We start from the raw sequence: 25,412 nt of genomic DNA on the forward strand, positions 1-25,412 counted from the left end.
GGCGGTCGAGTGGCTGGCCCATTCTTGGACGTGCCCGACAAATTACCCATGTGCTCGCGAAATCAGTCGTCACGTTCTCCACCCCCAGCGGTGGTCGTGTGGATGATTGATGGGAGGGGACGCGACAGCCGACCTCCACCGCGCAAAGGACGTGCTGAGTATGGGTCTGATCGACGGACTGATGGGCAATGCCGGGCGGATCGATCCCGGTAAGGCGCAAGAGGAATACGCGAGATTGATGGGCGGCGGTGAGCAGGTCTACGCCGCGTATCTTCTTGTCCGCGACGCGATTCTGTTCACCAACAAGCGTCTCATCCTGGTCGACAAGCAGGGGGTCACCGGCCGCAAGGTGAGCTATCACAGCATCCCGTACCGCGCCATCACCCACTTCTCGGTGGAGACCGCGGGCACCTTCGACCTGGATGCCGAACTCTGCATCTGGATCTCGGGCACCCACGAACCGGTGCAGAAGCGGTTCAATCGGCAGGTCGACATCTACGAAGTGCAGAGCATCCTTTCGCACTACGTCGCCTGAGCACATGGCGTGAACCTGCCGGTGACCACCGGCAGGACCCGGGTCAGCAGCAGTTCGAGGAACTGCTCGGGCTGCCAGCACGCCGCGAAGTGGTTGGCGTCCGCGATCAGCGCGAACTCCTTGTGCGGCGCCTCGACGTCGTCGAAGTAGCGGCGCGCATCAGGCTGTCGTGTTCGCCCTGAAAGATGAAGAAGGGCAACTCGAATCGCGTTCCGTCGCGTCGGGCGTCGAAGTGCACGGCGTATCGATCCGAGCGCATGAGCATTGCTGCGGCGACGCAGCCGACGGTGGGTGAGCAAGCCCGCGGGGGCGGCGGCGATGGCGAGGTCAATACCCGAACCGCCGATCGGGAACTCCCGGCGTAGCCTGCGGTGCATGGCTTCTGTTTTCAGCGCGATCATCGAAGGCCAGCTGCCGGGCCGTTTCGTCTGGGAAGACGACGAATTCGTCGCATTCCTCACCATCGCCCCGGTGACGCAAGGGCACACGCTGGTGGTCCCCCGCAAGGCGATCGATCAGTGGCAGGATGTCGACGCCGACACCTTCGCGCGGCTCAACAGCGTCGCGCAGAAAGTCGGCCAAGCGGTCCGCCACGCCTGGGACGCCCCCCGCGCCGGCCTACTCATCGCCGGCCTGGAAGTCCCCCACCTCCACGTCCACGTCTTCCCAGCCTTCACCATGGGCAACTTCGACATCTCCGGCGCCAACCACCACCCCACCCCCGAATCCCTCGACGAAGCCCAAACCAAAATCAAGTCGGCCCTGCGCGACCTGGGCTACGGAGCCAACGTTCCCGATTGATCAGGCGTAGCTTCGGTGCGCCGGGTGCGTCGACCTAGTCCGTATAGGTGTCGCGGAACGCCTCGCGGACGGTCGCCGCATCCGGCGCATCCCGCCCTTCGATCCCGGAGACCACCTCCGCGACGCGCCAATAGTTGGACGGGACCAGTCGGCCGGAAGTCACGGCCGTGAGCGTGACGTCTGCCGCCTCATCCGGTTTGTCGGCCGCTACCAGGGCCAAGCCCAGATCTATATTCGCCGTGGCGATTCGACGCGGCCGGACAGACGCAGCGCCAGCGAGATCGGTGAGGACATTCCGCGCATAAGCTTCGGCGGCGGGATCACCGATCCACGACAACGTCGTGGCTACGTAGGCATCGGACTTCGGATTGCCCTTGGCCGTCGTCATCGCGGTGGTCGTCTGGCCGATATCGGACATCCCCGAAGGGCGGTCGGTCGACGAGATCGAGCATCGAGTAGCCCGAGAGCTGAGCGAGATGGACGCGGCTGCCGGGCCGATCGGATTCCCGCACGATGCGCCGGACCGTCCACTCGGCGTGCCGGAAGCGCGGCGCACAATGCAGCGGCATCGGGGTTGCCGGGTGCCCGATTGCGCGCGCAAGGCAGCGGCGTGGGATGCCCTGGTCGCGGCTGGGCAGATCAAGCCATGGACGGGCCGGGAGGGCTGACCCGCTCGAGCGACCCTCACCAAGGACGGTGCCACACTCTCGAACTGACGACCTTTCGTCTACCACGGCGAGTGCTCCACCAACCCAGCCCCCGAGTGGCCACAGCAGTGCGGTCGCTCAGCGACTTTCGCGAGGGAGGCGGACGGTGAAGGTGGTGCCTTCGTCCTCGGCGCTCTCCACGCTCACGGTGCCATTGTGGGCATCGACCAAGGCTTGGACGATGGACAGGCCGAGACCGGTGCCGCCGCTGGCACGGGTGCGGGAGGTGTCGGTGCGGTAGAAGCGTTCGAAGATGCGCTCGGTCTCCTCGGGCGGCAAACCCTGACCGGTGTCGGCGACCTCCAGCAGGACCTCGTCGTCTGTGGGAGTCAGCCGGACCTTGACGTCGGTGTCCGGTGGTGTGTGCGTAAGTGCGTTGTTCAGCAGGTTGGCCAGTATCTGACGCAGCCGCGCTTCGTCGCCGGTCACTTCCAATGTTCCAGTGCCCGAACGGATTTCCAGCTCGACGGAGCGGCGGGGACCCTCCTCGCAACTGGCCGCGGTGACGGCGCGGGCATTGTGCACGGCGTCGCTGGCGATGGCTAGCAGATCGACCGGGCCCAGTTCCAGCGGGCGCTGTGCGTCCAAGCGGGCCAGCATCAACAGGTCCTCGACCAAGAGCCCCATGCGCTGGGCCTCGTGTTCGATACGGTCCATGAACATGGCCGGATCCGCGGTAGCGCCCTGTCGATACAGTTCGGCGAAGCCGCTGATGGTGGTGAGCGGGGTGCGCAGTTCGTGGCTCGCGTCGGCGACGAAGCGGCGCATCTTCGCCTCGGAGCGCCGGGCCGCCGATTCGGAGGCTTCCGTCGCGGCGAAGGCCCGTTGGATCTGGGCCAGCATGCCATTGAGCGATTGGGACAGCCGATCGACCTCGGTGTTGGTGCCGCGCACCGGAACTCGGCGATGCAGGTCACCGTCGGCGATGGCGGCGGCGGTCTTCTCGACCGCGCGCAACGGCCGCAGACTGCGTCGGATCACGAAGTAGGCGAGCACCGCCAGCGCGGCGAGCACCGCGGCACCGACCATGAGCTGCAACATGATCAGTCGATTGACCGTGTCGATGTTCTCGGTGAGCGGTATCGCGATCGTTGTCGTCGTGTCGGGTGACACCGCCGTCATGGTCCGCCATTTGACCGTCGAACCGTTCTTGGAGCCGACGGTCACCGCTCTGGTGAGGACCTTGCTGCCCGGCGGATCCGTGGTCGGCCGCACATCGGGCAGTCGCGGCAATTCCGGCTCGGCCTCCTCGTTGAACGGTCTGGTCTCGAGATAGGTCGTGCCGTTGCCGCCCGGGGTGGGCTCGATGTGGACATAGAAGGTGCTGGACGGATGCGACGGGTTCGAAGGAATCGGCGGCCGCGGCCGCGACCACGCCATCACCGCATCGCGAAGTTGCTGGTCGGTGCGGTGCAGCAGCGAATTCTCCAGCGCCGAGGTGACGACCATGCCGGATGCGAACAGTCCGAGCGCGGCAAGCAGTACAAGCGCCAGCACCAGCGTGACCCGCAGCGGAATCGCAGAAGAAGCGCGTGCCAGTTTGCGACGGGTCTGTTCGAGCCGAGACGTGGTCATTTCTCGTACTAGCGCGTGCGATTCGGCGCGCGCATCACGTAGCCCACACCACGCAACGTGTGAATCAGACGCTGATCCCCCGTGTCGACCTTCTTGCGCAGATACGAGACATACGTTTCGACCACACCAACCTCACCCCCGAAGTCGTAGCGCCACACATGATCCAGGATGCGCGGCTTACTCAACACCGTCCCGGCATTGACCATGAAATACCGCAGCAGGGTGAATTCGGTGGGCGACAACGCAACCGGCTCGCCCGCCTTCCACACCTCGTGCGTATCGTCGTCGAGCTCGATGTCCTCGAACCGGAGTCGTGAACTCTCGCGCTGCGGCGCGGCATGACCGAAGCGGCGCAGGACAACTCGCAGCCGGGCCACTACTTCCTCGAGGCTGAACGGTTTGGTGATGTAGTCGTCGGCGCCGAGGGTGAGTCCGGCGACCTTGTCCTGCACATCGTCGCGCGCGGTCAGGAACAGCACCGGTGCGTCGATGCCGTCGGCGCGCAGTCGGCGCAGCAGCCCGAAGCCGTCCATACCGGGCATCATCACATCGACGATCAGTGCCTGCGGCCGGAAGGTGCGCGCCTTGTCCAGCGCCTGCGCCCCGTCGATAGCGGTATCGACGGCGAACCCCTGATAGCGCAGGCTCACCGACAGGAGCTCCACGATCATGGGTTCGTCGTCCACCACCAGCACTCGGGCCTCGGGCGTGGACTCCGCAGGCGCACCACTCATTGCTTCATAGTCCGGCAATCGACTGGGAACTGTCTGGACCTTGGCTGGGTGAATGCTGTGAAGTTGGCCGCGCGGGCGCGGCGTGTTCGCGGCCCCCTGGTGTCTCGCGTCCGAGCCGTCGAGACTCGCGACTTCGTCGCATGCGCTTCGACGACTCGGACGCGAGACGGGCCGCGAACGGGTCGCTTGTAAGACACGCTCCGTGGTGGTGGGGTTATCGCCGGGGTGCTCGGGACTCCGGGTACACATCGTCGTCGGTGAGCAGCGCGCTGCCTGCGACCTGGTCCTGCGCTAGTGCCTCCAGGAATGAACGCGCCCAGCGGTCCACATCGTGGGCGAGCACCTGACGGCGCATAGAGCGCATTCGGCGACGACGGGTATCGCGGTCGTCGTCCAGTGCGGAGATGACGGCATCCTTCACACTGTTCAGGTCGTGCGGGTTGCACAGATAAGCCTGGCGCAATTCCGCCGCGGCACCGGTGAATTCGCTCAATACCAACGCTCCGTTGAGACCGCTGTGACAGGCGACGTACTCCTTGGCGACCAGGTTCATCCCGTCACGCAGCGGCGTCACCAGCATGACGTCGGCGGCCACGAAGAAGGCGACGAGTTCGTCACGAGGGATCGGGCGGTGCAGATAGTGCACGACCGGATAGCCGACTCTGGCGAATTCACCGTTGATCCGGCCGACCTGGCGCTCGATATCGCCGCGCATCTGGATATAGCTCTCCACCCGCTCACGGCTCGGGGTGGCCAGCTGCACCATGACGGTATCGGCTGGATCCAGCCTGTTCTCCAGCAGCAATTCCTCCAGCGCGGCCAGGCGGATATCGATGCCCTTGGTGTAGTCCAAGCGGTCGACGCCGAGCAGGATATTTTTCGGATTGCCGAGTTCGGCTCGGATTTTCGCGGCCCGTTCGCGGACCGAGCGGCGCCGCGAATGCTCATCGAGTTCGGCCGAGGCGATCGAAATCGGGAACGCGCCGACCCGGACCGTGCGGAAGCCCACCTGCACCACGCCGAGCTTGGACCGCACACCGACGGTGCCGCGCGAAGTGGGCTGGCCGGCCAACCTGCGGGCCAGGTAGAGGAAGTTCTGCGCGCCGCCCGGCAGGTGGAAGCCGATCAGGTCGGCGCCGAGCAGACCTTCGATGATTTCGGTCCGCCACGGCATCTGCATGAACAGTTCGACGGGCGGGAACGGAATGTGCAGGAAGAATCCGATGGTGAGGTCGGGGCGCAGCATCCGCAGCATCTTCGGCACCAACTGCAGTTGGTAGTCCTGCACCCAGACGGTCGCGCCCTCGGCGGCGACCTTCGCGGTGGCCTCGGCGAAGCGCCGGTTCACCGTGACATAGGCGGCCCACCAGGCGCGGTCATAGACCGGGCGCACGATCACATCGTGGTACAGCGGCCACAGCGTGCCGTTGGAGAAGCCCTCGTAATACTCGGAGACTTCCTCCGCGGACAGCTGCACCGGATGCAGTTCCAGGCCGTCCTCGATGATCGGATCGATATCGACATCGGGAACGCCGGCCCAGCCGACCCACGCCCCCTTGTTATTGCGGAGCACCGGTTCCAGTGCGGTCACCAAACCGCCCGGGCTGCGCTTCCAGCGGGTGGAACCGTCGGGCAGTTTCTCCAAATCGACCGGCAGCCGGTTGGCGACGACGACGAAGCCGGAACCGGCCCCGCTCATCTCGGCGAGTGCGGAGGGGACCACCGTGGTGTCGGGTTCGGATGGGGTCTCTAGAAAGGCGTGTTCGGAGTCCTCGGACGGCTGTTGGGTCATCTGGTCCACTCACGCATCCTTTGCGCGTCGCTTTCGGCGTTTGAAGTTGTGAATAGTCGACGGCCCCGTTGACGTCGAGGTGGTTACTCGCCTCGAGAGTTAGGCCCGATGCCCAGCATGGACAGCAGCATCCGGCATTCGTCCGCATCCTCCGCGTAGGCCGCGACAACTCGCTGCGCCTGACGGGCGGTCTCGTCGGCGAGTGGTTCCAGATCGTCGTCCGCGATGTCGTTCGCGCTGCTCTTCGCGGCCATCTTCTTGTCCTCCCGGCTGAGTACGCTCGTACGTGCGAATAGTCAATGGTATCTGGCCACCACGGCGGTATGCCGCACCCGGATCCGAGTGACCTCCGACACGTTCGGCGTCATACCCTTCGCCTGCTCGCCGAAAACCGAAGCCCTATACCGTGGGAACGCAGCACCAACTCCACGAAAGGGTCGATATGCCGCTGGCCACGGTGAACGGAATTTCACTCAACTACCAGGTCAAGGGCGACCGAACCAAGGGCACGGAGCCGAAGGGCGCGGGTCCGCTCGTCGTCATGATCATGGGCACCGGTAGCCCGGGCCGGGTCTGGGAGTTGCATCAGGTCCCGGCGCTGGTCAAGGCCGGATATCGGGTCTGCACATTCGACAATCGCGGCATCAAACCGTCCTATGAGGCACCCGACGGCATGACCATCGATCAGCTGGTCGGCGATACCGCCGGACTCATCGAACTGCTCGATGAGGGTCCCGCGCTGGTGGTCGGCACCTCGATGGGCGCGCGGGTGGCGCAGGAACTCGCGCTGGCGCGTCCGGAACTGGTGCGCAAGGCCGTATTCATGGCCGGACACGGCCGCCTCGACCAGTTCCAGAAAACGCTCTCGCTCGGCGAACACGAACTCGACGCCAGCGGGGTCAGCTTGCCCGCGAAGTACGAGGCCGCCGTGACCGCGGTGATGAATATGTCGCCCGCGACCATGGCCGATCCGAACGCTGCCCGCGACTGGCTGGATCTGTTCGAATTCACCGGCGGTGCGGTGACGCCCGGTATCCGCGCCCAGCGCCGGATGGACCACGATTTCGACCGGGTGCAGGCCTACCGCGGCATCAAGGTGCCGTGCCTGGCCATCGGATTCGCCGACGATCGGATGATTCCGCCGTATCTGTCCAGGGAGGTTGCCGAGGCCATTCCGGGTGCGCGTTACCTGGAAGTTCCTGATGCGGGGCACTACGGCTATCTCGAGCGTCCAGAAGCGGTGAACAAGATCCTGCTCGATTTCTTCGCGGCCTGAGGTAACTGCCTACGCGTAACGTCTGCCTTGCTAGGGTCGACACAACGCTCGGGGAGCTTCCGGCGCTCGACAGCGTTGGACGAGCCAAGAGCGATCCCGTACATGCGCCAGTATCCAGTGAGGTGAAATTGAGCACCAACCCCTTCGATGACGAAGACGGTCGCTTCTTCGTTCTGGTAAACGATGAGGAACAGCATTCGCTGTGGCCGGCCTTTGCGGAGGTTCCGGCCGGATGGCGAGTCGTTTTCGGCGAGGACAGCCGCGCCGCGTGCGTGGAGTACGTCGAGAAGAACTGGACCGATATGCGTCCGAAGAGCCTGCGTGACGCAATGGCCGCCGATGACGCGGCCCGCCAGGGCGCCCAGTCCTGACCCGCGGTATCCGATACTGCGCCGGGCCCACTGCTGAACCGTCACTGCGTGGCACCGTAAAGCCGGTGTCACGCAGCTGGCGTGCCCGGTTATGATTAGCACCGTTTGTAAGAACCGTCCGCCTCCTTAGCTCAGTGGTAGAGCACCGCTCTTGTAAAGCGAAGGTCGTCAGTTCAATCCTGACAGGGGGCTCCAGCCGAGCGCGTCGGTGACGGCGCGCTCGTTCACGTAACAGAGGCCTTGCCGATTGTGTAAGCGAAGGTCGTCAGTTCAATCCCGACGGGGGGCTCCAGCCGAGCGCGTCGGTGACGGCGCGCTCGTTCACGTAACAGAGACCCTGCCGATTGTGTAAGCGAAGGTCGTCAGTTCAATCCCGACAGGGGCGCTCCAGCCCAGCACGTCGATCACGGCACGCCCGTTCACGCTCGGGTAGACACGCGTGGCGGCTGGATAATGGCTGGGTGTGTGCGCAGATCGTCGCCGATGGACAGCGATCGCCGGCCTGCCCCTAGCCGGCTATCGCTCATCGGCGATACCGGATCCCGTGACAGCGGCTGCGGCCCGCTAGATCGGTGTTACTGCGGAAACGAGCCAGCGGGTGTCGTTCTTGTCCAGGGTTACCCGGACTCGGCTGGTGGTGATGTTGGCTTGGGGGGAGTCCTTGCCGGTGGTTACCTGGTTCAGGTAGAGCAGGACTACGGCGTGGGCGGGGGCGGCGGAGACTACGCCGGTGGCCTGGGTGGTGGCCTGGACGTTGAGTTCCTTTTCCTTGGCGCCGGGGGCGATGGCTTCCTTGATCAGTTTCAGGTAGTCGTCGCGGAAGCTGCCGCCGAGATTGTCGGCGGCCTTCGGCAATTCGGCGTCCACCGTTTTGAAGTTGTAGGTGAACATCGCTTCGACGGTGCGCTGCGCCGCGGGAACGACCTGGGTGCGCGCCTGTTCGCTCTTGCGGTCGTTCCAGTACTTGTACCCGGTGACGCCGCAGACGGCCGCCAGCGCAACGATGACGAGGGCGACCGCGGAAGCCACCAGAATCAGACGCCTGCTCATGCCACGAACTCCACTTGTGAGGCGGTGATCCCGCTGTCGCCGCGGGTGACGGTGACCCGGAATCGGTAGTACCGCGTCTGCGGATCCGCCATACCCGCATTGGTCAGGGTCTGCTTGGCGGCGACCAGCACGCGTGCCGAATCACCGTCCTCGCTCTCGATGGCGGATTCGATGATCTCGCCGGTGGCCTTCACCTTGGCCTGTTCCACCACGCTCGCGTAGGCGTCCTTGCGCTGCGAGTATTCGGCCTTGAGTTCGCCGGAGGCCACCGCGAGGACGCGGTCGATATCGGCCTTGGCGGTGTCGTCCTTGATGGTGGTGAGATTGAGGATCGCCTGTTTGGCGGTCTGCACGTAGTCCGCGCGCCGCGCATCGCGGTCGGATGCGGTGTGCAGGTTGTAGGCGAAGAATCCGGTGCCGATCACCAGCGCGATCGCCACGACCGCGGCCGTGGCGGCACCGGCGATGAGCACCCAGCGCGGCGGCCCGGATTTCGGAGCGTCGTCGATGACATCCGCGACGCTGGGTATCTCCAGCGTGGTCACGGGTTCGGCATCCTCGCTCGGACCGTCCGACTCCGATTTCGTCACCTTGACGGTGACATCGACGGCCTTGGTCAGCTCGACACCTTCGGTCTCGAGTGGGAGGGTGTCCTCCGGCGGCGGACCCGCCGAACGCACCGCCCGTCGCCTGGACCGGGCCTTGACCACACTGGATTCATTCATGCCCGCACCTCGCTGACGCTCGGTTCCGGCATGCGCGAAGCACGCTGTGACATGGTTCGTTCGCTGCGCTCTCTCACTGCTGCTGCTCCTGAAGCATCGCCTGCCAACTCGACGGTATCGTGCCGGATCCGTCCTTTCCGATATCCCCCTGACGGTACGTGCGTCCGTCCGGTCCGATGAAAGTCCCACTGCTGGGATCCAATGTCGTACTGTGTGCGGCCGGGTGGGTCGAGCCCTGATCGCCGATCGGGTCACCAGACGGTGTCACCGGCTGCGGCGGACCGAAGGCCGGGTTATTGCCTTCGGGCACATAGCCGTTCGGGTCGCGGCACAGCTCCGGCGACGGCGCCCGCTTACCCGGCACCTCCATGCACGGCGTATTGCGGATACCGCGCACGGCCTCCTTGGCGTTCTGCGCCACCTTGCAGAACAGCCCGGGCGGCGTGTCCGGTGTGTCGAGCTGGGCGGGTGAGCGGCGCTGTTCCGGCGTGAGGAAGCCGGTGGTGCAACCGGGCGGATCGTTGAGTTCCAGGTGGAAGTCCACCACGGCACCGTATTCGACGGGACCGCGGATGGCCGTCAGGAACGCGGCGGTCAGCGGTGGATAGATCACCAGGATCTGTTCCAGACCCGAGTGATAGGTCACCCCGACCTGACCCACGCTGACCAGATTCGACAGCAGGATCGGCAGGGTCGGGCGCAGGTCCTGGAACAGCGAACTCACCTGCTGTGCCGCGCCGGGCGTCTTCTCGATCACATTGCGCAGCGCCGGATCATGGGCGCGCAGTTGGTCGGTCACCGTCGCCAGGTCCTGGGTCCACGACCGGATCGCCGCATCGGACTGATTCTGCGTATCCAGCAGCGGCCCGATCTTTTCCAGCAGATCCTTGGTCGGCTCGGCATTCGCCTGGGCCTCCTGCACCAGCAGCGATGCGGAATCGATGAACTTCTGCAGATCCGGTCCGGCCCCGTTGAAGGCCTTGAACGCATCGTCGATCACCTGCCGCAGCTTGGTATCGGCAATGCTGGACAGCAGACGATCGGAGCGATCGAGCACGGTGCCGATATCCTCGGGCAGCTCGGTGCGATCCACCGGAATCACCGAACCGTCGGAAAGGTTGCCGCCCTTGGCATTCGCGACCGGCACCAGATCGACATACTGTTCACCGATGGCCGAGACGCTGCGCACCCACGCGTCGACATCGGACGGAATCTTGTAATCGCTCTTGATGGACAGCTTCACGTCCACCCCCGTCGGGGTGAGCCGAACCTCTTCCACCTTGCCGACATTCGTGCCGCGGTAGGCGACATTGGCCGTCGGGTACAGCCCCCCGGTGGCCAACAGTTCGACAGTCACCTCGTAGCGGCCGATACCGAACATGGCGGGCAGTCCCACATAGGTACCGCCCATCACCACCAAGCCGATCACCGTCAGCACCGAGAAGATGGCCAACTGGATCTTGACGAATCGCGTGAGTTTCATCGGCCCGCACCTTCCTGCCCGGCGGGCGGAACGGTGAGGCCGGGAATCGCGGGCAGACCCGGAATCGGCGGCAGCCCAGGGATACTCGGCGTCGGAGCCGGAGTCGCGCCGGGTGACTGCAGCGGTGCCGTCGCCGGATTGCTATTGCCCTCCGCCGTCCCGGCCAGACCGCCGAGTGCACCCTCCACCCCACCGAACCGACCGCCGAGCGGAGTGCCGGTGAGGAAGTTCGAATCCAATCGCTTGCCCGTGATGTCGACGGTCATGATCAGGTTCATGTAATCGCCCTTGACCGCGTGATCGAGGTTCTTCATCGGGAACGGGAAGGTGAAGATCAGCTTCAGGACCTCGACCAGGCTGTTCCCGGTGCTGGCCAAGGTCTCCAGCACGGGTGCCAGATTCGCCAGATTCGCCTTCAGATTGTCCCCACCCTGCGCGATGATCCGCTGCACGACATCGCTCAGATCACCAAGGGCGGTAAGGGTATGCGTGATGTCCTCGCGCCGATCGGCGAGCACGGTGAGCGCCGGATGGATCTGTTCGATCGCCGCGGCCACCCGATCCTTCTGCTTGGCCAGTGTGCCTGCGAACCGGTCCAGCCCGCCCATCGCATCGATGATGTCTTTGGTCTGGGAATCCAGTGTGGTGGTCAGCTCGGTCAACTGTGGCAGCAAATCGCGGATCGCATCCTCGCGACCGTTGAATGCGGCATTGAGTTCATGGGTAATGGTTTCCAGCTGACTGATGCCGCCGCCGTTGAGCACCACCGACAGCGATGACAGGGTCTGCTCGGTGGTCGGATAGACACCGGCCCGATCCAGCGGGATCAGATCACCGTTCTTCAGCTCGCCCTGTGCCGGAACATCTTTCGGCGCGGCGAGTTCGAGATGATTGCTGCCGAGCAGACTGGTCTGCCCGATTCGGGCGGTCGCATTGGCGGGCAGCTTCACATCGTTGTTCAACGAGACGGTGACCAGCGCATGCCAGCCCTCGACCTCGATCTTCGATACCGTGCCGACCGTCACGTCGTTCACGCGGACCGGTGAATTACGGGTCAGCGTGGTGACATTGGGCATCTGGATCTTGACTTCGTAGGCGTTGTCACTTCCGGCTGTACCGGGCATGGGCAGCGAATTGAGCCCGTCCCACTCGCAGCCGCTGACTCCGAGCACGACGGCCAATCCGATCGCCGCACCGGCCATTCGCGTGCGCATCATCGCCCTCCTCCCGGAATGGCCAGCCCGGCGATGCCGTTCGGCACCGTGACCGGATCCGATTGCGGCACCGAATCACTCGGCCCGCGCGCGGCCAGACTCGGCGGACTGTAGACGAGCTGATGCGGGAACGCGGTCTGGTTGGAAACCGGATTCGCGAGCAGCGGTGGGTAATTCATCATGAGCTGCTGGATGACGGGTGCCAGATACTGGCGGCACAAGGCGGCGCTCTGATCGGAACCGTTCGCGTCGTTCGCCTCGACCGCGCCGCAGAGGAAGGCGAACGGATTGGCGAAGTTCGGCGCGACGACGGCACCGGTGAGACTGCCCTGCGCCGGGTCGTAGATCTGATAGAAGTTCGCCAGCGACGTCGGCCCGGCATGCAATACCTGCTCGAGCTGGGGCCGCTTATCCGCGAGGATCTGGGTGACCTCGGCCAGCCGCTGCACCCCCTCGGTCAGCGCCCCGCCGCGCTCTTGGATGAACCGCTGCACATCACCGACTGCGATATCGAGATTGTCCAGTCCGGCACCGAGATCACCGGAGACATTCGCGAGCACCGACGAGACCGAGGCGAGCCGGCCGCCGAACTGCACGATCTGATCGTTGCTCTTGGACAGCACATCCACGAACTGCTGCAGATTGCGGATGGTGCCGAACAGATCGGTGCGCCCGTCCGACAACGTACTCAGCGTGTGCGACAGCTCGCGCAGAGTATCGCGCAACGCCTCCGCATTGCCATTGCCGAGATTATCGGCGGCGGTGTTCACGAACCGCCCGAACGAGCCCTGCTCGTCATCACCGACCGGCCCCAATGTCGTTGCCAGTTTGGACAATTCGGCCTTGATGTCATCCCATTCGACCGGAACCGCGGTGTGCTCGATCGGAATCACGCTGCCGTTGTGCATTTTCGGCCCGCCGGTGTAGGCCGGGGCCAACTGGATGAATCGCGCCGACACCAGCGACGGCGAAATGATGACCGCCTTGGCGTCCGCGGGGATCTCGATGCCGCGATCGAGTGTCATCGCGACCCGGACCTGGTCCTTACCGGGATCGATGGAGTCGATCCGGCCGACCTCGACTCCGAGCACGCGCACCTCGTCACCGGCGTACAGGCCGGTCGTGGACGGGAAATACGCGGTGATCGAGGTCTTTCCGATCCGCGATATCAGTGTCCACCCGCCGGCGATCACCAGCGCGGCGATGACGACAAGTGCGAGCACCCGCACCCATTGCGGTGCCGAACGAACAGTGCGCAATGCATTCATCGCGGCGGCTCCTGAATCGCGGGCTCGATCGACGGCAACGCGGGGTCGGTCAGATAGGCGCGGAAGGAGTCCGGCACATGCTGCGGCCAGACCAACGCGTCGACCAGGATCTGCAGGCCGCGCGTGGTCGCGTTCGAGACATAAGCCTGGAAGTATGGACCACTGCCGACCTGCTCACCGAGCGCGGCCGAGAACGGGCCGAGTCCATCGAGTGCCTTCGACAAGTTGTCTTTATTGGATTGCAGCAGTGCGAGCACCGAATTCAGCCGGTCCAGTGTGGGTTTCAGCTGCTTCTCGTTGTCGTTGACGAGGCCGGTCAGCTGCTGGGCCAGCCCGTTGATGTACACGATCAACTGACTGAGCGCACCGCGCCGCCGATCCAGTTCGCCGAGCAGGTCATTGCCGTCGACCAGCAGCGCGTTGATCTGATTGCTGCGATCGGCGAGCACCTTCGTGACGTTCTGTGCCCGGCCGAGCAACTCGGTCAGCGCCTTGTCCCTGGCATTCAGGCTGCGCGAGAGCTGGGTGACGCCGTCGAGTGCTGACCTCAGCGGCGCCGGAGTATCGGCGAAGGTCGTGGACAGCGCGTCCAGCGTCCGGTTGACCTGGTCCATGTCCAAGCCCTTGACGGTATTCGTCAGATCGCCGAGCGCGTCGGTGAGCGAATACGGCGAGGTGGTGCGGTCCAGCGGAATCGTGTCGTTCGTCCGGGTCGAGCCGCTGCCCGCCGGAGTCACCTCGAGCGATTTGCGGCCGAGCACCGTATTGGTCTTGATGGCGGCACTCGTCTTATTGCCAAGCACAATTCCCTCGTCCAGCGTGAACCGGACGTAGACCTTCGCACCGTCCAGCTTCACCTGCTCGACGCGTCCCGACTTCACCCCGGCGACCTGCACATTGTCACCGGGAACCAGTCCGCCCGCATCGGCGAAGTACGCGGTGTAGGTCGCCCCGGAGCGAATGAACGGCAGCCGGTCGACCTGCAGTGCGGACAGCGAGACCGTCGTCGCGACGACAATGCCGATGATGCCGAGCGAGACCGCGCGTGATCGAGTTTCCTTCATCGGCTCTTCGCACACCTTCCCGTCGTCTGCATACCGGGCAGGGTGATGTGCATCGGCTTGCCGTCCGGCCCGTCGACAATGAAGTTCGTGCCGCACACGTACATATTCAGGAACGACCCGTAGGAACCGATCCGGACCAGCTTCTTGTAGGTTTCGGGCAGCCGATCGAGCACCCATTGGACGGTGTCGGAGCCGTCGTCGAGAGTCGCGGCGACGGTGCCGGTCTGCTCGATGGTGGTCTTCAGATCCGGCCGGGCCTGCTGCAGCAGATCGGTCAGATCCCCTGTCGCACCGGCGATCCGCGGCAGGGCCGCACCGATCGGATCCTTGTCGGCGGCCAAACCGCTGACCAGCCGCTGCAATTCCTCGAGTGTGGTGGCGAACTGCTGATCGCGGTCATCGATCGTGGCGAGCACGGTCTTCAGATTCTCGATCACGCTGCCGATCAACGCATCTCGATCGGCGAGGGTTTTGGCGAACGATCCGGAACTGTTCAGCAGCGCGACGAGCGTGCCGCCCTGGCCCTGGAAAACCTGGAGCAGCGCCTCGGTCAGATCGTTGACCTGAGCCGGATCGAGTCCGCGCAGCAGCGGTTTGAAGCCACCGAGCAACATATCCAGATCGAGTGCGGGCGAGGTCCGATCGAGGCCGATGGTGCTGCCTTTGGACATCACCTTCGCGGTGCCCGGCCCTTCGAGCAGTTCGAGATACCGGTCCCCGACCAGGTTTTCGTAGCGGATGGTCGCCTTGGTGCTGGTGTAGAGCCGGTACTTGCTGTCCACGTCGAAATCGACGTGGGCGAGATTGTCCTTGCCGACATGCACACCGGTTACCGAACCCACCGGCACACCGGCGATTCGAACCTTGGCACCGTCCAGCATGCCGGAGGAGTTGGTGAAGACCGCGTGATAGCCGGTCTCCCTGGCGAAGCGCATCTGGCTGAACACCACCACCAGCCCGGCCAATACCAGCGCCATCACCAGCGTGAAGATCGTCAGCTTGAGCGTTGTCGCGCGCGGTTTCACAGCTGCCCCACCCCCGGCAATCCGGCGAACAGCAACTGGAACACCTTGGGCCCGTTCAGATGTGTCGTCGTCGACGGCGTCCACACATGACCCTCGGAAGTATCGGTGACCACGAAGTTCGCATGGCTGTCCGGCACCCGGTCCAGCACGCCCTCGCAGTGCGGCCCGCCGGTGGCATTCACCTTCGGCAGATCCTGTGGGTACTGGTAGGCGTCGGCGCCCGGCATGAAACTCGCATTCAGCGGCACCGCGTCGAACCGTCCGCCGAAGATGTCCTCACCGATCGGGAGCACATTGGCCAGGCCGACGACCAGGCAGTACAGCGCGGGCTTGTAGTCGTCGAGCAGTTGGGTGGTCGGACGCAGCAGATCCAGCGCGGTCACCAGCGGCTGTTCGTTCTCGTGCAGCACCGAGCCGGTGGTATCGGCCAATCCGATGAGGTCGGCCAGCATCGCATCGACGTTCTCCTGCTCCTCGACGAGCGTTTTGGCCGTCACCGTCGCGTTATCGGTGGTGCGCAGCAGATCCGGCACGGTGTCGGCATACAGATTCGTGACGCCGGTCGAGGAGACCAGATCCCGTTGCAGCGCGGGCAGACTCGGATTGATATCGCGCAGGTAGGCATCGCTGCGGGCGAGCAGGTCACCGAGCTTCTCACCGCGCCCCTGCAGCGCGGTGCCCAGCGCCGACAGTGTGGCATTGAGCTTCTCCGGCTCGATCTTCTGCAGCACATCGGTCAGATGCTGGAACAGCGTATTGAATTCGACGGTCACCGATTCGGCCGTCACGGTCGATCCCGGCTTCAGCGGGGTCGACGAAGCCTGGTCCGGCGCAGTGAAATTGATGTACTTGGCGCCGAATACCGTGGTGGACTTGATATCCACGGTCGCATTGGACGGAACCATCTTCAGCAGTTCGGGATCCATCGCCAGCGTCAGCTTCGCACCGTCGGCGGTCTGCTCGATCTCCGAGACCCGACCGATCTCCACCCCGCGGATCTTCACCTTGGCGTCGGGATCGAGCACCAGGCCGGTGCGCGGCGCGTCCACCGTGACGGTCACCGTCTTGGTGAATCCGCCGAAGAACATGACCATCGCGATGGAGACGACCGCGACCAGCGCGATCACCATGCCGAGCCCGGCGAGCTTGAGCCCGAGCCCGCCGCGCAGTGCCGCGGCCCAGGCTGAAGTGTTTGGGCCGCTTCCCGATTGCTTCGTTGCCATACCGCTCTACCCGGAGAGATGGAAGTTGCCGGAGGTGCCGTAGATGGCCAGCGAGATCAGCAGCGTCACCGTGACCACCGCGACCAGCGAGGCCCGCACCGCATTGCCGACCGCGATCCCGACGCCGACCGGTCCGCCCGCGGCGTTGTAGCCGTAGTAGGTGTGAATCATCATGACCGCCAAGGCCATGAAGATCGCCTGGGCGAAGGACCAGAGGATGTCGCTGGGGATCAGGAAGGTGGAGAAGTAGTGGTCGTAGACGCCCGCCGACTGCCCGTAGATGACCACGGTGGCGAATCGGCTGGCGAGGAACGAACAGATCACCGCGAGCGCGTACAGCGGCACGATCGCGATCATGCCCGCGAGCACCCGGGTGCCCACCAGATACGGCACCGGCCGGATGGCCATGGACTCGAGCGCGTCGATCTCCTCGGCCACCCGCATGGCGCCCAGCTGCGCGGTCGAACCCGCGCCGATGGTTGCGGCCAAACCGATTCCGGAGATCACCGGCGCCGCGATGCGCACATTGATGAATGCCGCGAAGAAGCCCGTCAGCGCCTCGACGCCGATATTGCCGAGCGAACTGTAACCCTGCACCGCGATGGTGCCGCCGGTGAACAGCGTGAGAAATCCGACGATGACCACGGTGCCGCCGATAACCGCCAAAGCGCCTGTGCCCATGCTGATTTCGGCGATCAAACGAATGGTCTCGGTGCGATAGTAAATCAGTGCGCGTGGGATGGAACCGATTGTCTGCGCATAGAACACCGCGTGTTTACCCAGCGAATCGAGCGAGTTCGAAAAGCGACGCACTCGCCGCACGGTACGCGGAAAGCGGGATTGGATTACGAATGCCATCGCCTCACCGCGCCGCGAACTTGATACCGACGGCGGTGACCACGACATTCACCACGAACAGGGCCATAAAGGCGAAGACGACGGTCTGGTTCACCGCATCACCGACACTCTTGGGACCACCTTTGACATTCAGGCCGAGATAACAGGCCACCAGTCCGGCGATCAGCCCGAACAAACCGGCCTTCACTTCGGAGATGACCAGCTCGGGCAGATGGGTGAGCAGCGTGATGCCATTGACGAAAGCGCCGGGATTCACGTCCTGCAGCAGCACCGAGAACAGGAAGCCACCGACGATGCCGATGGTGCACACCAGGCCGTTCAACATCAATGCCACGAACATCGAGGCCAGCACCCGCGGCACCACCAGCCGCTGCACCGGGTCGATACCGAGTACGCGCATCGCGTCGATCTCTTCGCGAATGGTTCGCGCCCCGAGATCCGCGCAGATCGCGGTGGCGCCTGCGCCCGCCACGATCAATACGGTGACAATCGGCCCGACCTGGGTGACCGCACCGAATGCCGCACCGGCGCCGCTGAGATCCGCGGCGCCGATTTCGCGCAGCAGAATGTTGAGCGTGAAGCTCACCAGCACGGTGAACGGAATCGCCACCAGCAGTGTCGGAATGATCGAAACGCGTGCGATGAACCAGGCCTGATCAATGAACTCGCGCCCTTGGAACGGACGTCGAATGCTTGCCCGCGCGACGTCGGCAACGAGTTCGAAGAATCCGCCCACTGCCCGCAATGGCACAGCAAGGACCTCGTTCATGCACGATCCTCCTTGCTCATCCTGCTGATTCTGCTCATCGCACGATGCCTCACCCCGGCCACATCGCCGCAACAATTAGAACACGTTCACATTGCCGTAGGAAGCTTTTTGGCATATTTGAACTGCCATTTTTCTCAAATTCGGCCCATGAATTTGTAACAGGTGTCATTTGAGGGTGGCCTAACCTTTGTGAGGCGTCACGCACCGTCGACTCCCATGTCTACCAAGCGCCGCATCGGTGATCAACAGCTGGACGAGTGATCAGCTAGTTTCCGATGGCACCCGCCATCACAGTGTCAGTTGTCGAGATCGATCAAAGAAGACGCTGAAAACGTACGCCCCGTGGGCCGCTGCGCGAAGTATCCGCCGAGCGTGGCGGCGAGATCATTTACCGACCAGTGATCATCGGCGGCGTCGAAGCGCTCTTCGACGACCGGCGCTGCCATCAAGGCGACCATCGGCCCGTACACCACGAACAGTTGTCCGTTGACCGCCTCGGCGGCGGGCGAAGCGAGATATGCGACCAGGCGCGCCACATGATCCGGCGAGAGCGGATCGATGCCGGCCTCGGGCGCCGCACTGAAGACCGCCTCGGTCATCGCGGTGCGCGCCCGCGGCGCAATGGCATTGGCGCGCACACCGAATCGGGACAGTCCGCGCGCGGCGGAGAGCGTCAGCGCGGTGATACCGGCCTTGGCCGCACCGTAGTTGGCCTGCCCTTCCGGGCCGAGCAGGCCCGCCTCGGAAGAGGTGTTGACGAGCCTGCCGTAGATCGGCGCGCCCGCCGCCTTGGACTTGGCCCGCCAATAGGCGCCGGCATTGCGGGTCAATAGGAAATGACCGCGCAGATGCACCGCGACCACCGCGTCGAAGTCCTCATCGGACATGTTGAACAGCATGCGGTCGCGGGTGATGCCCGCATTGTTCACCACGATGTCGACGCTGCCGAACGCTTCCTCGGCGGTGCTGATGAGCGCATCGGCGGTCGACCGCTCGGCAATGCTGCCCGCGACGAACTCGGCCTTGGCGCCGAGCGCACGGATATCGGCGAGGGTTTCGGCCACCGCATCCGACTCCGTCAGGTCGTTGACCACCACCGACGCGCCCGCCCCCGCCAAGGCCAGTGCCTCGGCGCGCCCCAGTCCGGCGCCGCCACCGGTGACGATGGCCACCCGCCCCGCAAGGCTCACATCCGTGTCGTCTACATCGCTCACGGCTGCACCTCGCTGCGCTCGGTTCCGCCGTGTGTGATACACGCTGTGTTTTCTGTTCGTTCGCTGCGCTCACCCACGGGGCCGACTCTAGAACGTGTTCCTATCCGACGGCAAGCACCGGCTACTGCAACCTCAGCGCCGCCTTCGGACACTGGGCCACCGCGTCCTCGACATCGGCGAGCCGTTCCGCAGGTACGTCGGCTTCCACGATGTGCAGCACGTCCTCATCATCGAGTTCGAAGACGTCGGGGGCGATTCCGACACAGATTCCGTTGGCCTCGCATTGATCCGGATCGACCGTGACCTTCATGGGAACTCCTTAAATGCGACTCTGGTCGAAGCCTAACAACACCAGGTCATATCGGGTACCGCCATTGCGCGGATTCGGTAGCAATACTGGAACATGTTTCAGTTCATATGCAATGATCGGTTGACCGACATCGAACGAAGGCTCAGCTATTCCCACCCCGGCTATTCCCACCCCGGCTATTCCCACCCCGCCGACTACGCAAGCTCCGTCGGCCGACCATCCCCCAAGAGGTACTGCCATGCGCATCGCGTACACGCCGCAGCAGGAAGAGCTCCGCGCGGAGCTGCGCGACTACTTCGCGCGGCTGATCACCCCGGAGCGCCGAGCCGCGCTGAGCGCGACCACCGGCGAGTACGGCCACGGCAACGTCTACCGCGAGGTGGTCCAGGAAATGGGCCGCGACGGCTGGCTCACCCTGGCCTGGCCCAAGGAGTTCGGCGGCCAGGACCGCCCGACCATGGACCAGCTGATCTTCACCGATGAGGCGGCCATCGCCGGAGCGCCGGTGCCCTTCCTCACCATCAATTCGGTGGCGCCGACGATCATGCACTACGGCAGCGAGGAGCAGAAGAAGTTCTTCCTGCCCAAGATCGCCGCGGGCGAACTGCACTTCTCCATCGGCTATTCGGAACCGGGCGCGGGCACCGACCTCGCCAGCCTGCGCACCACCGCCGTGCGCGACGGCGACGACTACGTGATCAACGGCCAGAAGATGTGGACCAGCCTGATCGCGTACGCCGACTATGTCTGGCTCGCGGTTCGCACCGATCCGACGGCCAAGAAGCACAAGGGCATCAGCATGCTCATCGTGCCGACCACCGCCGAGGGCTTCTCGTGGACCCCGGTGCACACCATGGCCGGACCGGATACCAGCGCCACCTACTACCAGGACGTCCGGGTGCCGACCAGTTCGCTGGTCGGCCAGGAGAACGGCGGCTGGGCGCTGATCACCAATCAGCTCAACCACGAGCGCGTCGCGCTCACCTCGGCCGGACCGCTCATGGTCGCACTGAACCAGACCACCGAATGGGCACGCAACACCAAGGCGGGCGACGGTTCCCGGGTCATCGATCAGGAATGGGTGCGGCTCAATCTGGCCAGGGTGCAGGCCAAGGTCGAATATCTGAAGCTGCTGAACTGGGAGATCGCCAGCCGGGCCGATGCGGGCGGGGATGCCGCACCGCGGCCGTGGGATGCCTCGACCTGCAAGGTCTACGGCACCGAACTGTCCACCGAGGCCTACCGACTGCTGATGGAAATCCTCGGCCCGCAGGCCTATCTGCGTCAGGATTCGCCCGGCGCCGAACTGCGCGGACGGTTGGAGCGGTTCCACCGCGCCGCGCTGATCCTCACCTTCGGTGGCGGCACCAACGAGGTCCAGCGCGACATCATCGCCATGACCGCACTGAAGCAACCCGCCGCCGCGCGCTGAATCTATGGCGGTGTTCCCGGGGCCCTGCGTGGTCACGCCTCCGGGCCCGTCGCTCACACCGCAGAAAGCAGGTAGACAACCATGGATTTCACTCCCACCGAGGCCCAGCTCGACCTGACCCGCCTCACCGCCGAGGTCTGCGCCAAACTTGTCACCGCGGACCGGATCCGCGAACTCGATGCCGAAAGCCGCTTCGACGAGCCGCTGTGGCAGTCGCTCGCCGAGACCGGCGTATTGGCCGCCGCACTGCCGGAGTCGGTGGGCGGCGGCGATTTCGGCGCGCTCGAGCAGAGTGCCGTACTGCGCGAACTGGGCAAGCATGTCGCCGCGGTGCCGTATCTATGGTCGATCGTGGTCGGTGCCGGTGCACTGGCCCGCTACGGGTCGGCGGCGCAACAGGATTGGGCACGTCAGGCGGGTACGGGCGAGGTCATTCTCACGGCCGGGCTCGCCGAGGAGCACAACTGGGAGCCGACCAAGCCGACCACGGTTGCCCATGAGGCCGATGGCGGCTGGCGACTCACTGGCGCGAAGACCACCGTGCCGTACGCCGATCGTGCGGCTCGAATCCTGGTCTCGGCCACGGCTTCCGGAGCTCCCGCACTCTTCCTGGTCGACCCCACCGATGCGACGGTCACGGTGACCGCGCAGCGCGTGGTCGACTTCAGTGCCGAGTTCGGTGTCGAATTCCATGACACTCCGGCGGAATTGGTCGCGACCGTTGCCGAGGGCGCCGAAATCCTGGACTGGATCCTGACCCGTGCCTGGCTCGGCCTGAGCGCGCAACAGCTCGGCACCCTGGAACGCGCACTCGAGCTGGTCGCCGACTATGCCAGGGAGCGTGAACAATTCGGTAAGGCCGTCGGCAGTTTCCAGGCGGTGGCCCAGCGCCTGGCCGACGCATACATCGACGTCCAGGGCCTGCGGTTGGCGGTCACCCAAGCGGCGTGGCGGGTCTCCGAGGAACTGGCCAGCGCCGAAGCAGTACACACCGCCAAGTTCTGGGCCGCCGATGCGGGACATCGGGTGGCGCACACCGTGGTTCACGTACACGGCGGCGTCGGCATCGACCGCGACCACATCGTGCACAACTACTTCACCGCGGCGAAGCACAACGAATTCGCGCTCGGCGCAGCAACCGACCACCTGCGAGCCCTCGGCTCGCTCCTCGCGGACACTCCTGCCTGACCCAGGATTGCCGCACCGATATCGGCCCGCCGGACCTGCCACCGGCGGGCCGATTACTGCTGTAACCCTCGATTACCGAACCCGTGCGGACCGACTGTCGCCCACCGGTTCGACGCCACTTCACCAATGCTCGCCTGCGGCCACATACGTCCAGTGACCTCCGCCGCCACCTCAAAGAGGTGAATCACGCAGTGGGAGCATGTGACCTTCTGTGATCATCGACGAACTCGAGGATTACTACCAGGCAGCAGGTGCCACAACGACTACCTGAGTGTGCATCGAGCAGCATAGAATCTTACGTCAGCTGGCTGTCCGGGAAGCTCGACGCTTCTCCCTGCCTGAGGGGCGGCGCAACCAGACGATACGGTCTACAGGGGGATTTATGGCTTTCGAGGTCAATCCGGACGGGTTGCGCGCGGCGGCGGGCGCTCTGGCATTACTACCAAATCAGATTGATAACGCACCCCATCTGGGTGCCGAGCCGGTTGCAGAGAAATTAAAAGGCTCTGCGATTGGCGACGCTCTGACTGAGACGGATTCACTGAGCAGGCAAGCAAAAGACGTGCTCAAAGCGCGGTTCAATGAGTTCTCGGCGGAACTGGCTTATTCGGCGGACAACTTCCACGATTCCGATCTGGATGCCGCCAAACGGCTGGCCGATATCGCGGATATCAATTCCGGCGACCCACACGCAGGGAAGTAGTCTCATGCCCACCCCAAGCGAAGTGCTGAAATGGGATATCGCCGGGTTGGCGATCGCAGCCACGAACGCAAGCCAGATCGCGGACGCGATAATCAAGGCGTCAAATGGGATGTTCACCACGGTCCACGATGATCTGGCGTGGAAAGGCGTAGCCGCCGATGCTGCCCGGAGCAAGGCTGAGCGGGAACAAACTCAGATGCGGGCGATCGCGACCGCATATGATGACCTTTCCACGGCCTGCAGTAATGCGCATCGGGATATGGAACATCCGCTGGCAGAGATCAAGACGATTTTCCAGCATTACGCGGTGGCCCCGATTGTAGTCGCTAGCGATTGGTCGATCACCGGTGTCGACGATTGGGATTCTGAAGCGGGCAAACAGCTTTCGCGGCTATCGGGTCTGGTGTCGACGCTGACAGCCGCAGATGCCCAGTGGGGCGCGAAGATCACCGAAGCCAATGATGAACTTGCGCAAATGGCCCCCGCATCTGTCCTTGCCGCCGCGAACACTCAGATCCAGCAGGACAAGGCCAAAGACGACCGCGCCGACCCCGAACGGATGCGAACCTCGGCCGCGGCGTTTCAGCAGACATTCGGCAGATCACCGGCCAGCTCAGCCGACTGGACAACTGCCGAAGTACTCAACCCACACAGCTACGACCCGAAGTACAAGGGAGTCGACCCTGAGATCCGCGTTATCAAGATCAACCCGGTCGACGGCCAGGGTGTCGTGCGGACAGGGCAGTACATCCAGGAGCGCGATGTCTCCGATCCATCCCTCAGTAATCCCGCAGGACGGAACAAGGGCGATAATCGCGGCCCGGATATAAACTTCGACCCCGAACATACGCGAGTCACCACATATGTCGATTACGAAAACGGCATCGTGGTAGTTCGACAGAACCCATCGGTGGTGCAGGAAGCAGACGGCAGTTCCGGCCACGTCGAAGTCGGGAAGCCCGAAGCAACAGTGAAGCAAGCAGCCGACGGTTCGGTGCGCATCAAATACGATGCTGCCGACCCCATCGGAGCTGGTGGTCCGACACGACAGCTCGGTTGGTCTGTCAACGGCGACGTAGTGGTCACACCCACCAAAGATGGCGCCTACATCGACGGCACTCGCACCAACTACCCGTGGATGGAGGCATATCAGGATTACCCAGACGGCAGACAGCAGACGATCGCAGTCGACCCGCCAACCGGCGTAGGTACCGGTTCGAGTTTCGGACCGTCGATCAATTTGCAAGGGCACCACGACATCGGTATCGGCGGACAGGCGTTCGACGACCGCTGGAAGTCATGGAATCCCCACTACGATGTCAAAGTGGAGACGCCCGGAACCTCGCTGGGCGACCCCAAGAACCCGCCGTCCGTTCCGGTTACACCCAAGCCGAATTATATTTGATCGCCGCAGATATCGAGGAATCCATGCCCACCGACGGCACTACATCGAAGACCGAGCCAGAGCAGCAAGCGTCCGGCATGCCTTCGGCGTATACGCTTCTGGTGCTGGGCCTTGGACTGCCTGGTACGGCACTCCTGGTCTTTCTGGTCAGTCGCAGCGACGGCGGCGGGTTGTCGGGCACGATCTTCGGGGCATGGGCGATCTGGGTGCCGATTGCAATCCTGTCCGGCACGAGGTCGCTGTGGGACAACAATTTCGCAGCTGGCGGTACTCGTCGTCAGCGGATACGCGCCTTCCTCGCCGAATGGTTCGGCTGGACCGGACTCCTGGTAATTGCGGCGCTACTTGTCTCTTGGGGTGTTTTATCGAGCCGTGGCATTCACCCCAGGACAGGTTTCTGCCTCATTCCGGAAATAGGCGTTCCGATCGTGATGGTCGCATTCCGCGGAGTCGTCCGCAAAGTTGGCACGGCCCTGCTTGTCACGCTTGCGGCACCCCTGTGGACATATCTGTTGCTCGGCGGAGTAGTCCTGCTGGGACCGCCGTTCATCGTTTATTTGGCAACTATCGCAATAACACGTTCGGCAGCCTCTAGAACTCAACGCTGAGGTCGCCACGATGTGCAGTTGGCGGTCACCCGCGGATACTTCCGCCTGGCCTAGGATTCACCACCGAAGCGGTACTGCTCGC

At 64.1% G+C, this 25,412-nt stretch carries 28 protein-coding genes and 1 tRNA gene; 11 read left to right on the forward strand and 18 right to left on the reverse strand.

Annotated features, from left to right (window positions below; genetic code table 11):
• Window positions 1-160 precede the first annotated feature (160 nt).
• Window positions 161-535, forward strand: coding sequence for a PH domain-containing protein (locus ACQPXH_RS31000; RefSeq protein ID WP_063046650.1), 375 nt, complete (start codon window positions 161-163; stop codon window positions 533-535).
• Here ACQPXH_RS31000 and ACQPXH_RS31005 read toward each other — a convergent pair.
• Window positions 523-936 carry a hypothetical protein gene (locus ACQPXH_RS31005; protein WP_433599969.1) on the reverse strand — a complete coding sequence of 138 codons (414 nt, stop codon included), beginning with the start codon at window positions 934-936 and terminating at the stop codon, window positions 523-525. The genes ACQPXH_RS31000 and ACQPXH_RS31005 overlap by 13 nt on opposite strands.
• On the opposite strand from ACQPXH_RS31005, the gene ACQPXH_RS31010 reads away from it, so the two are divergent.
• The gene (locus tag ACQPXH_RS31010; RefSeq protein WP_433599970.1) at window positions 911-1,336 is read left to right on the forward strand and encodes an HIT family protein; all 426 of its coding nucleotides are present in this window, start codon (window positions 911-913) and stop codon (window positions 1,334-1,336) included. The genes ACQPXH_RS31005 and ACQPXH_RS31010 overlap by 26 nt on opposite strands.
• A gap of 34 nt (window positions 1,337-1,370) precedes the next feature.
• Here ACQPXH_RS31010 and ACQPXH_RS31015 read toward each other — a convergent pair whose 3' ends face one another.
• Entirely contained in the window at window positions 1,371-1,724 is a 354-nt protein-coding gene (locus ACQPXH_RS31015) for a hypothetical protein (protein ID WP_433599971.1), read from the reverse strand.
• Here ACQPXH_RS31015 and ACQPXH_RS31020 point away from each other — a divergent pair.
• Entirely contained in the window at window positions 1,711-2,004 is a 294-nt protein-coding gene (locus ACQPXH_RS31020; RefSeq protein ID WP_433599972.1) for a hypothetical protein, read from the forward strand. The two genes, ACQPXH_RS31015 and ACQPXH_RS31020, sit on opposite strands and share 14 nt — an antisense overlap.
• 117 nt (window positions 2,005-2,121) lie before the next feature.
• Here ACQPXH_RS31020 and ACQPXH_RS31025 read toward each other — a convergent pair whose 3' ends face one another.
• From ACQPXH_RS31025 to ACQPXH_RS31040, 4 genes are all read right to left on the reverse strand, one after another.
• Window positions 2,122-3,618: a sensor histidine kinase gene (locus tag ACQPXH_RS31025; RefSeq protein ID WP_433599973.1), complete on the reverse strand. Its 1,497-nt coding sequence runs from the start codon at window positions 3,616-3,618 to the stop codon at window positions 2,122-2,124.
• A gap of 8 nt (window positions 3,619-3,626) precedes the next feature.
• Window positions 3,627-4,352 carry a response regulator transcription factor gene (locus tag ACQPXH_RS31030; protein WP_433599974.1) on the reverse strand — a complete coding sequence of 242 codons (726 nt, stop codon included), beginning with the start codon at window positions 4,350-4,352 and terminating at the stop codon, window positions 3,627-3,629.
• 214 nt (window positions 4,353-4,566) lie between these two features.
• Window positions 4,567-6,051 (reverse strand): alpha,alpha-trehalose-phosphate synthase (UDP-forming), encoded by a 1,485-nt coding sequence (locus ACQPXH_RS31035; protein WP_433603634.1) that lies wholly within the window; start codon window positions 6,049-6,051, stop codon window positions 4,567-4,569.
• Between the two features lie 176 nt (window positions 6,052-6,227).
• Entirely contained in the window at window positions 6,228-6,398 is a 171-nt protein-coding gene (locus ACQPXH_RS31040) for a hypothetical protein (RefSeq protein WP_169338030.1), read from the reverse strand.
• Between the two features lie 188 nt (window positions 6,399-6,586).
• Between ACQPXH_RS31040 and ACQPXH_RS31045 the strand changes: the two genes are divergently transcribed.
• The 3 genes from ACQPXH_RS31045 (at window position 6,587) to ACQPXH_RS31055 (ending at window position 7,986) form a co-directional block, all read left to right on the forward strand.
• Entirely contained in the window at window positions 6,587-7,420 is an 834-nt protein-coding gene (locus ACQPXH_RS31045; RefSeq protein ID WP_433599975.1) for an alpha/beta fold hydrolase, read from the forward strand.
• Between the two features lie 128 nt (window positions 7,421-7,548).
• Complete coding sequence (locus tag ACQPXH_RS31050; protein WP_011207082.1) at window positions 7,549-7,791, forward strand: MbtH family protein; 243 nt, start codon at window positions 7,549-7,551, stop codon at window positions 7,789-7,791.
• 120 nt (window positions 7,792-7,911) lie between these two features.
• A tRNA-Thr gene (locus ACQPXH_RS31055) sits at window positions 7,912-7,986 on the forward strand.
• 369 nt (window positions 7,987-8,355) lie between these two features.
• Here ACQPXH_RS31055 and ACQPXH_RS31060 read toward each other — a convergent pair.
• From ACQPXH_RS31060 to ACQPXH_RS31115, 12 genes are all read right to left on the reverse strand, one after another.
• Complete coding sequence (locus tag ACQPXH_RS31060; RefSeq protein WP_433599976.1) at window positions 8,356-8,841, reverse strand: h domain protein; 486 nt, start codon at window positions 8,839-8,841, stop codon at window positions 8,356-8,358.
• Complete coding sequence (locus ACQPXH_RS31065) at window positions 8,838-9,566, reverse strand: hypothetical protein (RefSeq protein ID WP_433599977.1); 729 nt, start codon at window positions 9,564-9,566, stop codon at window positions 8,838-8,840. The genes ACQPXH_RS31060 and ACQPXH_RS31065 overlap by 4 nt, the downstream gene beginning before the upstream one ends.
• A 73-nt stretch (window positions 9,567-9,639) precedes the next feature.
• A complete protein-coding gene (locus ACQPXH_RS31070) occupies window positions 9,640-11,049 on the reverse strand; it encodes an MCE family protein (RefSeq protein ID WP_433599978.1) in 1,410 nt (469 codons plus the stop codon).
• Window positions 11,046-12,266: an MCE family protein gene (locus ACQPXH_RS31075; RefSeq protein WP_433599979.1), complete on the reverse strand. Its 1,221-nt coding sequence runs from the start codon at window positions 12,264-12,266 to the stop codon at window positions 11,046-11,048. The genes ACQPXH_RS31070 and ACQPXH_RS31075 overlap by 4 nt, the downstream gene beginning before the upstream one ends.
• Window positions 12,263-13,531 carry an MCE family protein gene (locus tag ACQPXH_RS31080; RefSeq protein ID WP_433599980.1) on the reverse strand — a complete coding sequence of 423 codons (1,269 nt, stop codon included), beginning with the start codon at window positions 13,529-13,531 and terminating at the stop codon, window positions 12,263-12,265. Before ACQPXH_RS31080 ends, ACQPXH_RS31075 begins: the two co-directional genes overlap by 4 nt.
• On the reverse strand, window positions 13,528-14,595 hold the full coding sequence (locus ACQPXH_RS31085; RefSeq protein ID WP_433599981.1) for an MCE family protein: 1,068 nt from the start codon (window positions 14,593-14,595) through the stop codon (window positions 13,528-13,530). Before ACQPXH_RS31085 ends, ACQPXH_RS31080 begins: the two co-directional genes overlap by 4 nt.
• Window positions 14,592-15,620, reverse strand: coding sequence for an MCE family protein (locus tag ACQPXH_RS31090; RefSeq protein ID WP_433599982.1), 1,029 nt, complete (start codon window positions 15,618-15,620; stop codon window positions 14,592-14,594). The genes ACQPXH_RS31085 and ACQPXH_RS31090 overlap by 4 nt, the downstream gene beginning before the upstream one ends.
• Window positions 15,617-16,750, reverse strand: a complete 1,134-nt coding sequence (locus ACQPXH_RS31095) for an MCE family protein (RefSeq protein WP_433603635.1) — start codon at window positions 16,748-16,750, stop codon at window positions 15,617-15,619. The genes ACQPXH_RS31090 and ACQPXH_RS31095 overlap by 4 nt, the downstream gene beginning before the upstream one ends.
• Before the next feature lie 99 nt (window positions 16,751-16,849).
• On the reverse strand, window positions 16,850-17,701 hold the full coding sequence (locus ACQPXH_RS31100; protein ID WP_433599983.1) for an MlaE family ABC transporter permease: 852 nt from the start codon (window positions 17,699-17,701) through the stop codon (window positions 16,850-16,852).
• Between the two features lie 4 nt (window positions 17,702-17,705).
• A complete protein-coding gene (locus ACQPXH_RS31105) occupies window positions 17,706-18,470 on the reverse strand; it encodes an MlaE family ABC transporter permease (RefSeq protein WP_387286415.1) in 765 nt (254 codons plus the stop codon).
• 296 nt (window positions 18,471-18,766) lie between these two features.
• A complete protein-coding gene (locus ACQPXH_RS31110; RefSeq protein WP_433599984.1) occupies window positions 18,767-19,684 on the reverse strand; it encodes a 3-oxoacyl-ACP reductase in 918 nt (305 codons plus the stop codon).
• A 121-nt stretch (window positions 19,685-19,805) separates the two neighbouring features.
• Window positions 19,806-19,994: a ferredoxin gene (locus ACQPXH_RS31115; protein WP_433599985.1), complete on the reverse strand. Its 189-nt coding sequence runs from the start codon at window positions 19,992-19,994 to the stop codon at window positions 19,806-19,808.
• A gap of 238 nt (window positions 19,995-20,232) precedes the next feature.
• Here ACQPXH_RS31115 and ACQPXH_RS31120 point away from each other — a divergent pair, with 238 nt between their 5' ends.
• The 5 genes from ACQPXH_RS31120 (at window position 20,233) to ACQPXH_RS31140 (ending at window position 25,330) form a co-directional block, all read left to right on the forward strand.
• Window positions 20,233-21,426, forward strand: coding sequence for an acyl-CoA dehydrogenase family protein (locus tag ACQPXH_RS31120; RefSeq protein WP_364357308.1), 1,194 nt, complete (start codon window positions 20,233-20,235; stop codon window positions 21,424-21,426).
• An 81-nt stretch (window positions 21,427-21,507) separates the two neighbouring features.
• On the forward strand, window positions 21,508-22,614 hold the full coding sequence (locus ACQPXH_RS31125) for an acyl-CoA dehydrogenase family protein (RefSeq protein WP_433599986.1): 1,107 nt from the start codon (window positions 21,508-21,510) through the stop codon (window positions 22,612-22,614).
• Window positions 22,615-22,996: 382 nt separating this feature from the next.
• Entirely contained in the window at window positions 22,997-23,317 is a 321-nt protein-coding gene (locus ACQPXH_RS31130; RefSeq protein WP_433599987.1) for a hypothetical protein, read from the forward strand.
• 4 nt (window positions 23,318-23,321) lie between these two features.
• A complete protein-coding gene (locus tag ACQPXH_RS31135; RefSeq protein WP_433599988.1) occupies window positions 23,322-24,722 on the forward strand; it encodes a hypothetical protein in 1,401 nt (466 codons plus the stop codon).
• The gene (locus tag ACQPXH_RS31140) at window positions 24,719-25,330 is read left to right on the forward strand and encodes a hypothetical protein (RefSeq protein WP_433599989.1); all 612 of its coding nucleotides are present in this window, start codon (window positions 24,719-24,721) and stop codon (window positions 25,328-25,330) included. Before ACQPXH_RS31135 ends, ACQPXH_RS31140 begins: the two co-directional genes overlap by 4 nt.
• Window positions 25,331-25,412 lie beyond the last annotated feature (82 nt).

Origin of the sequence: Nocardia sp. CA-135953 (assembly GCF_050955735.1) — a bacterium.
Taxonomy (GTDB): Bacteria; Actinomycetota; Actinomycetes; order Mycobacteriales; family Mycobacteriaceae; genus Nocardia.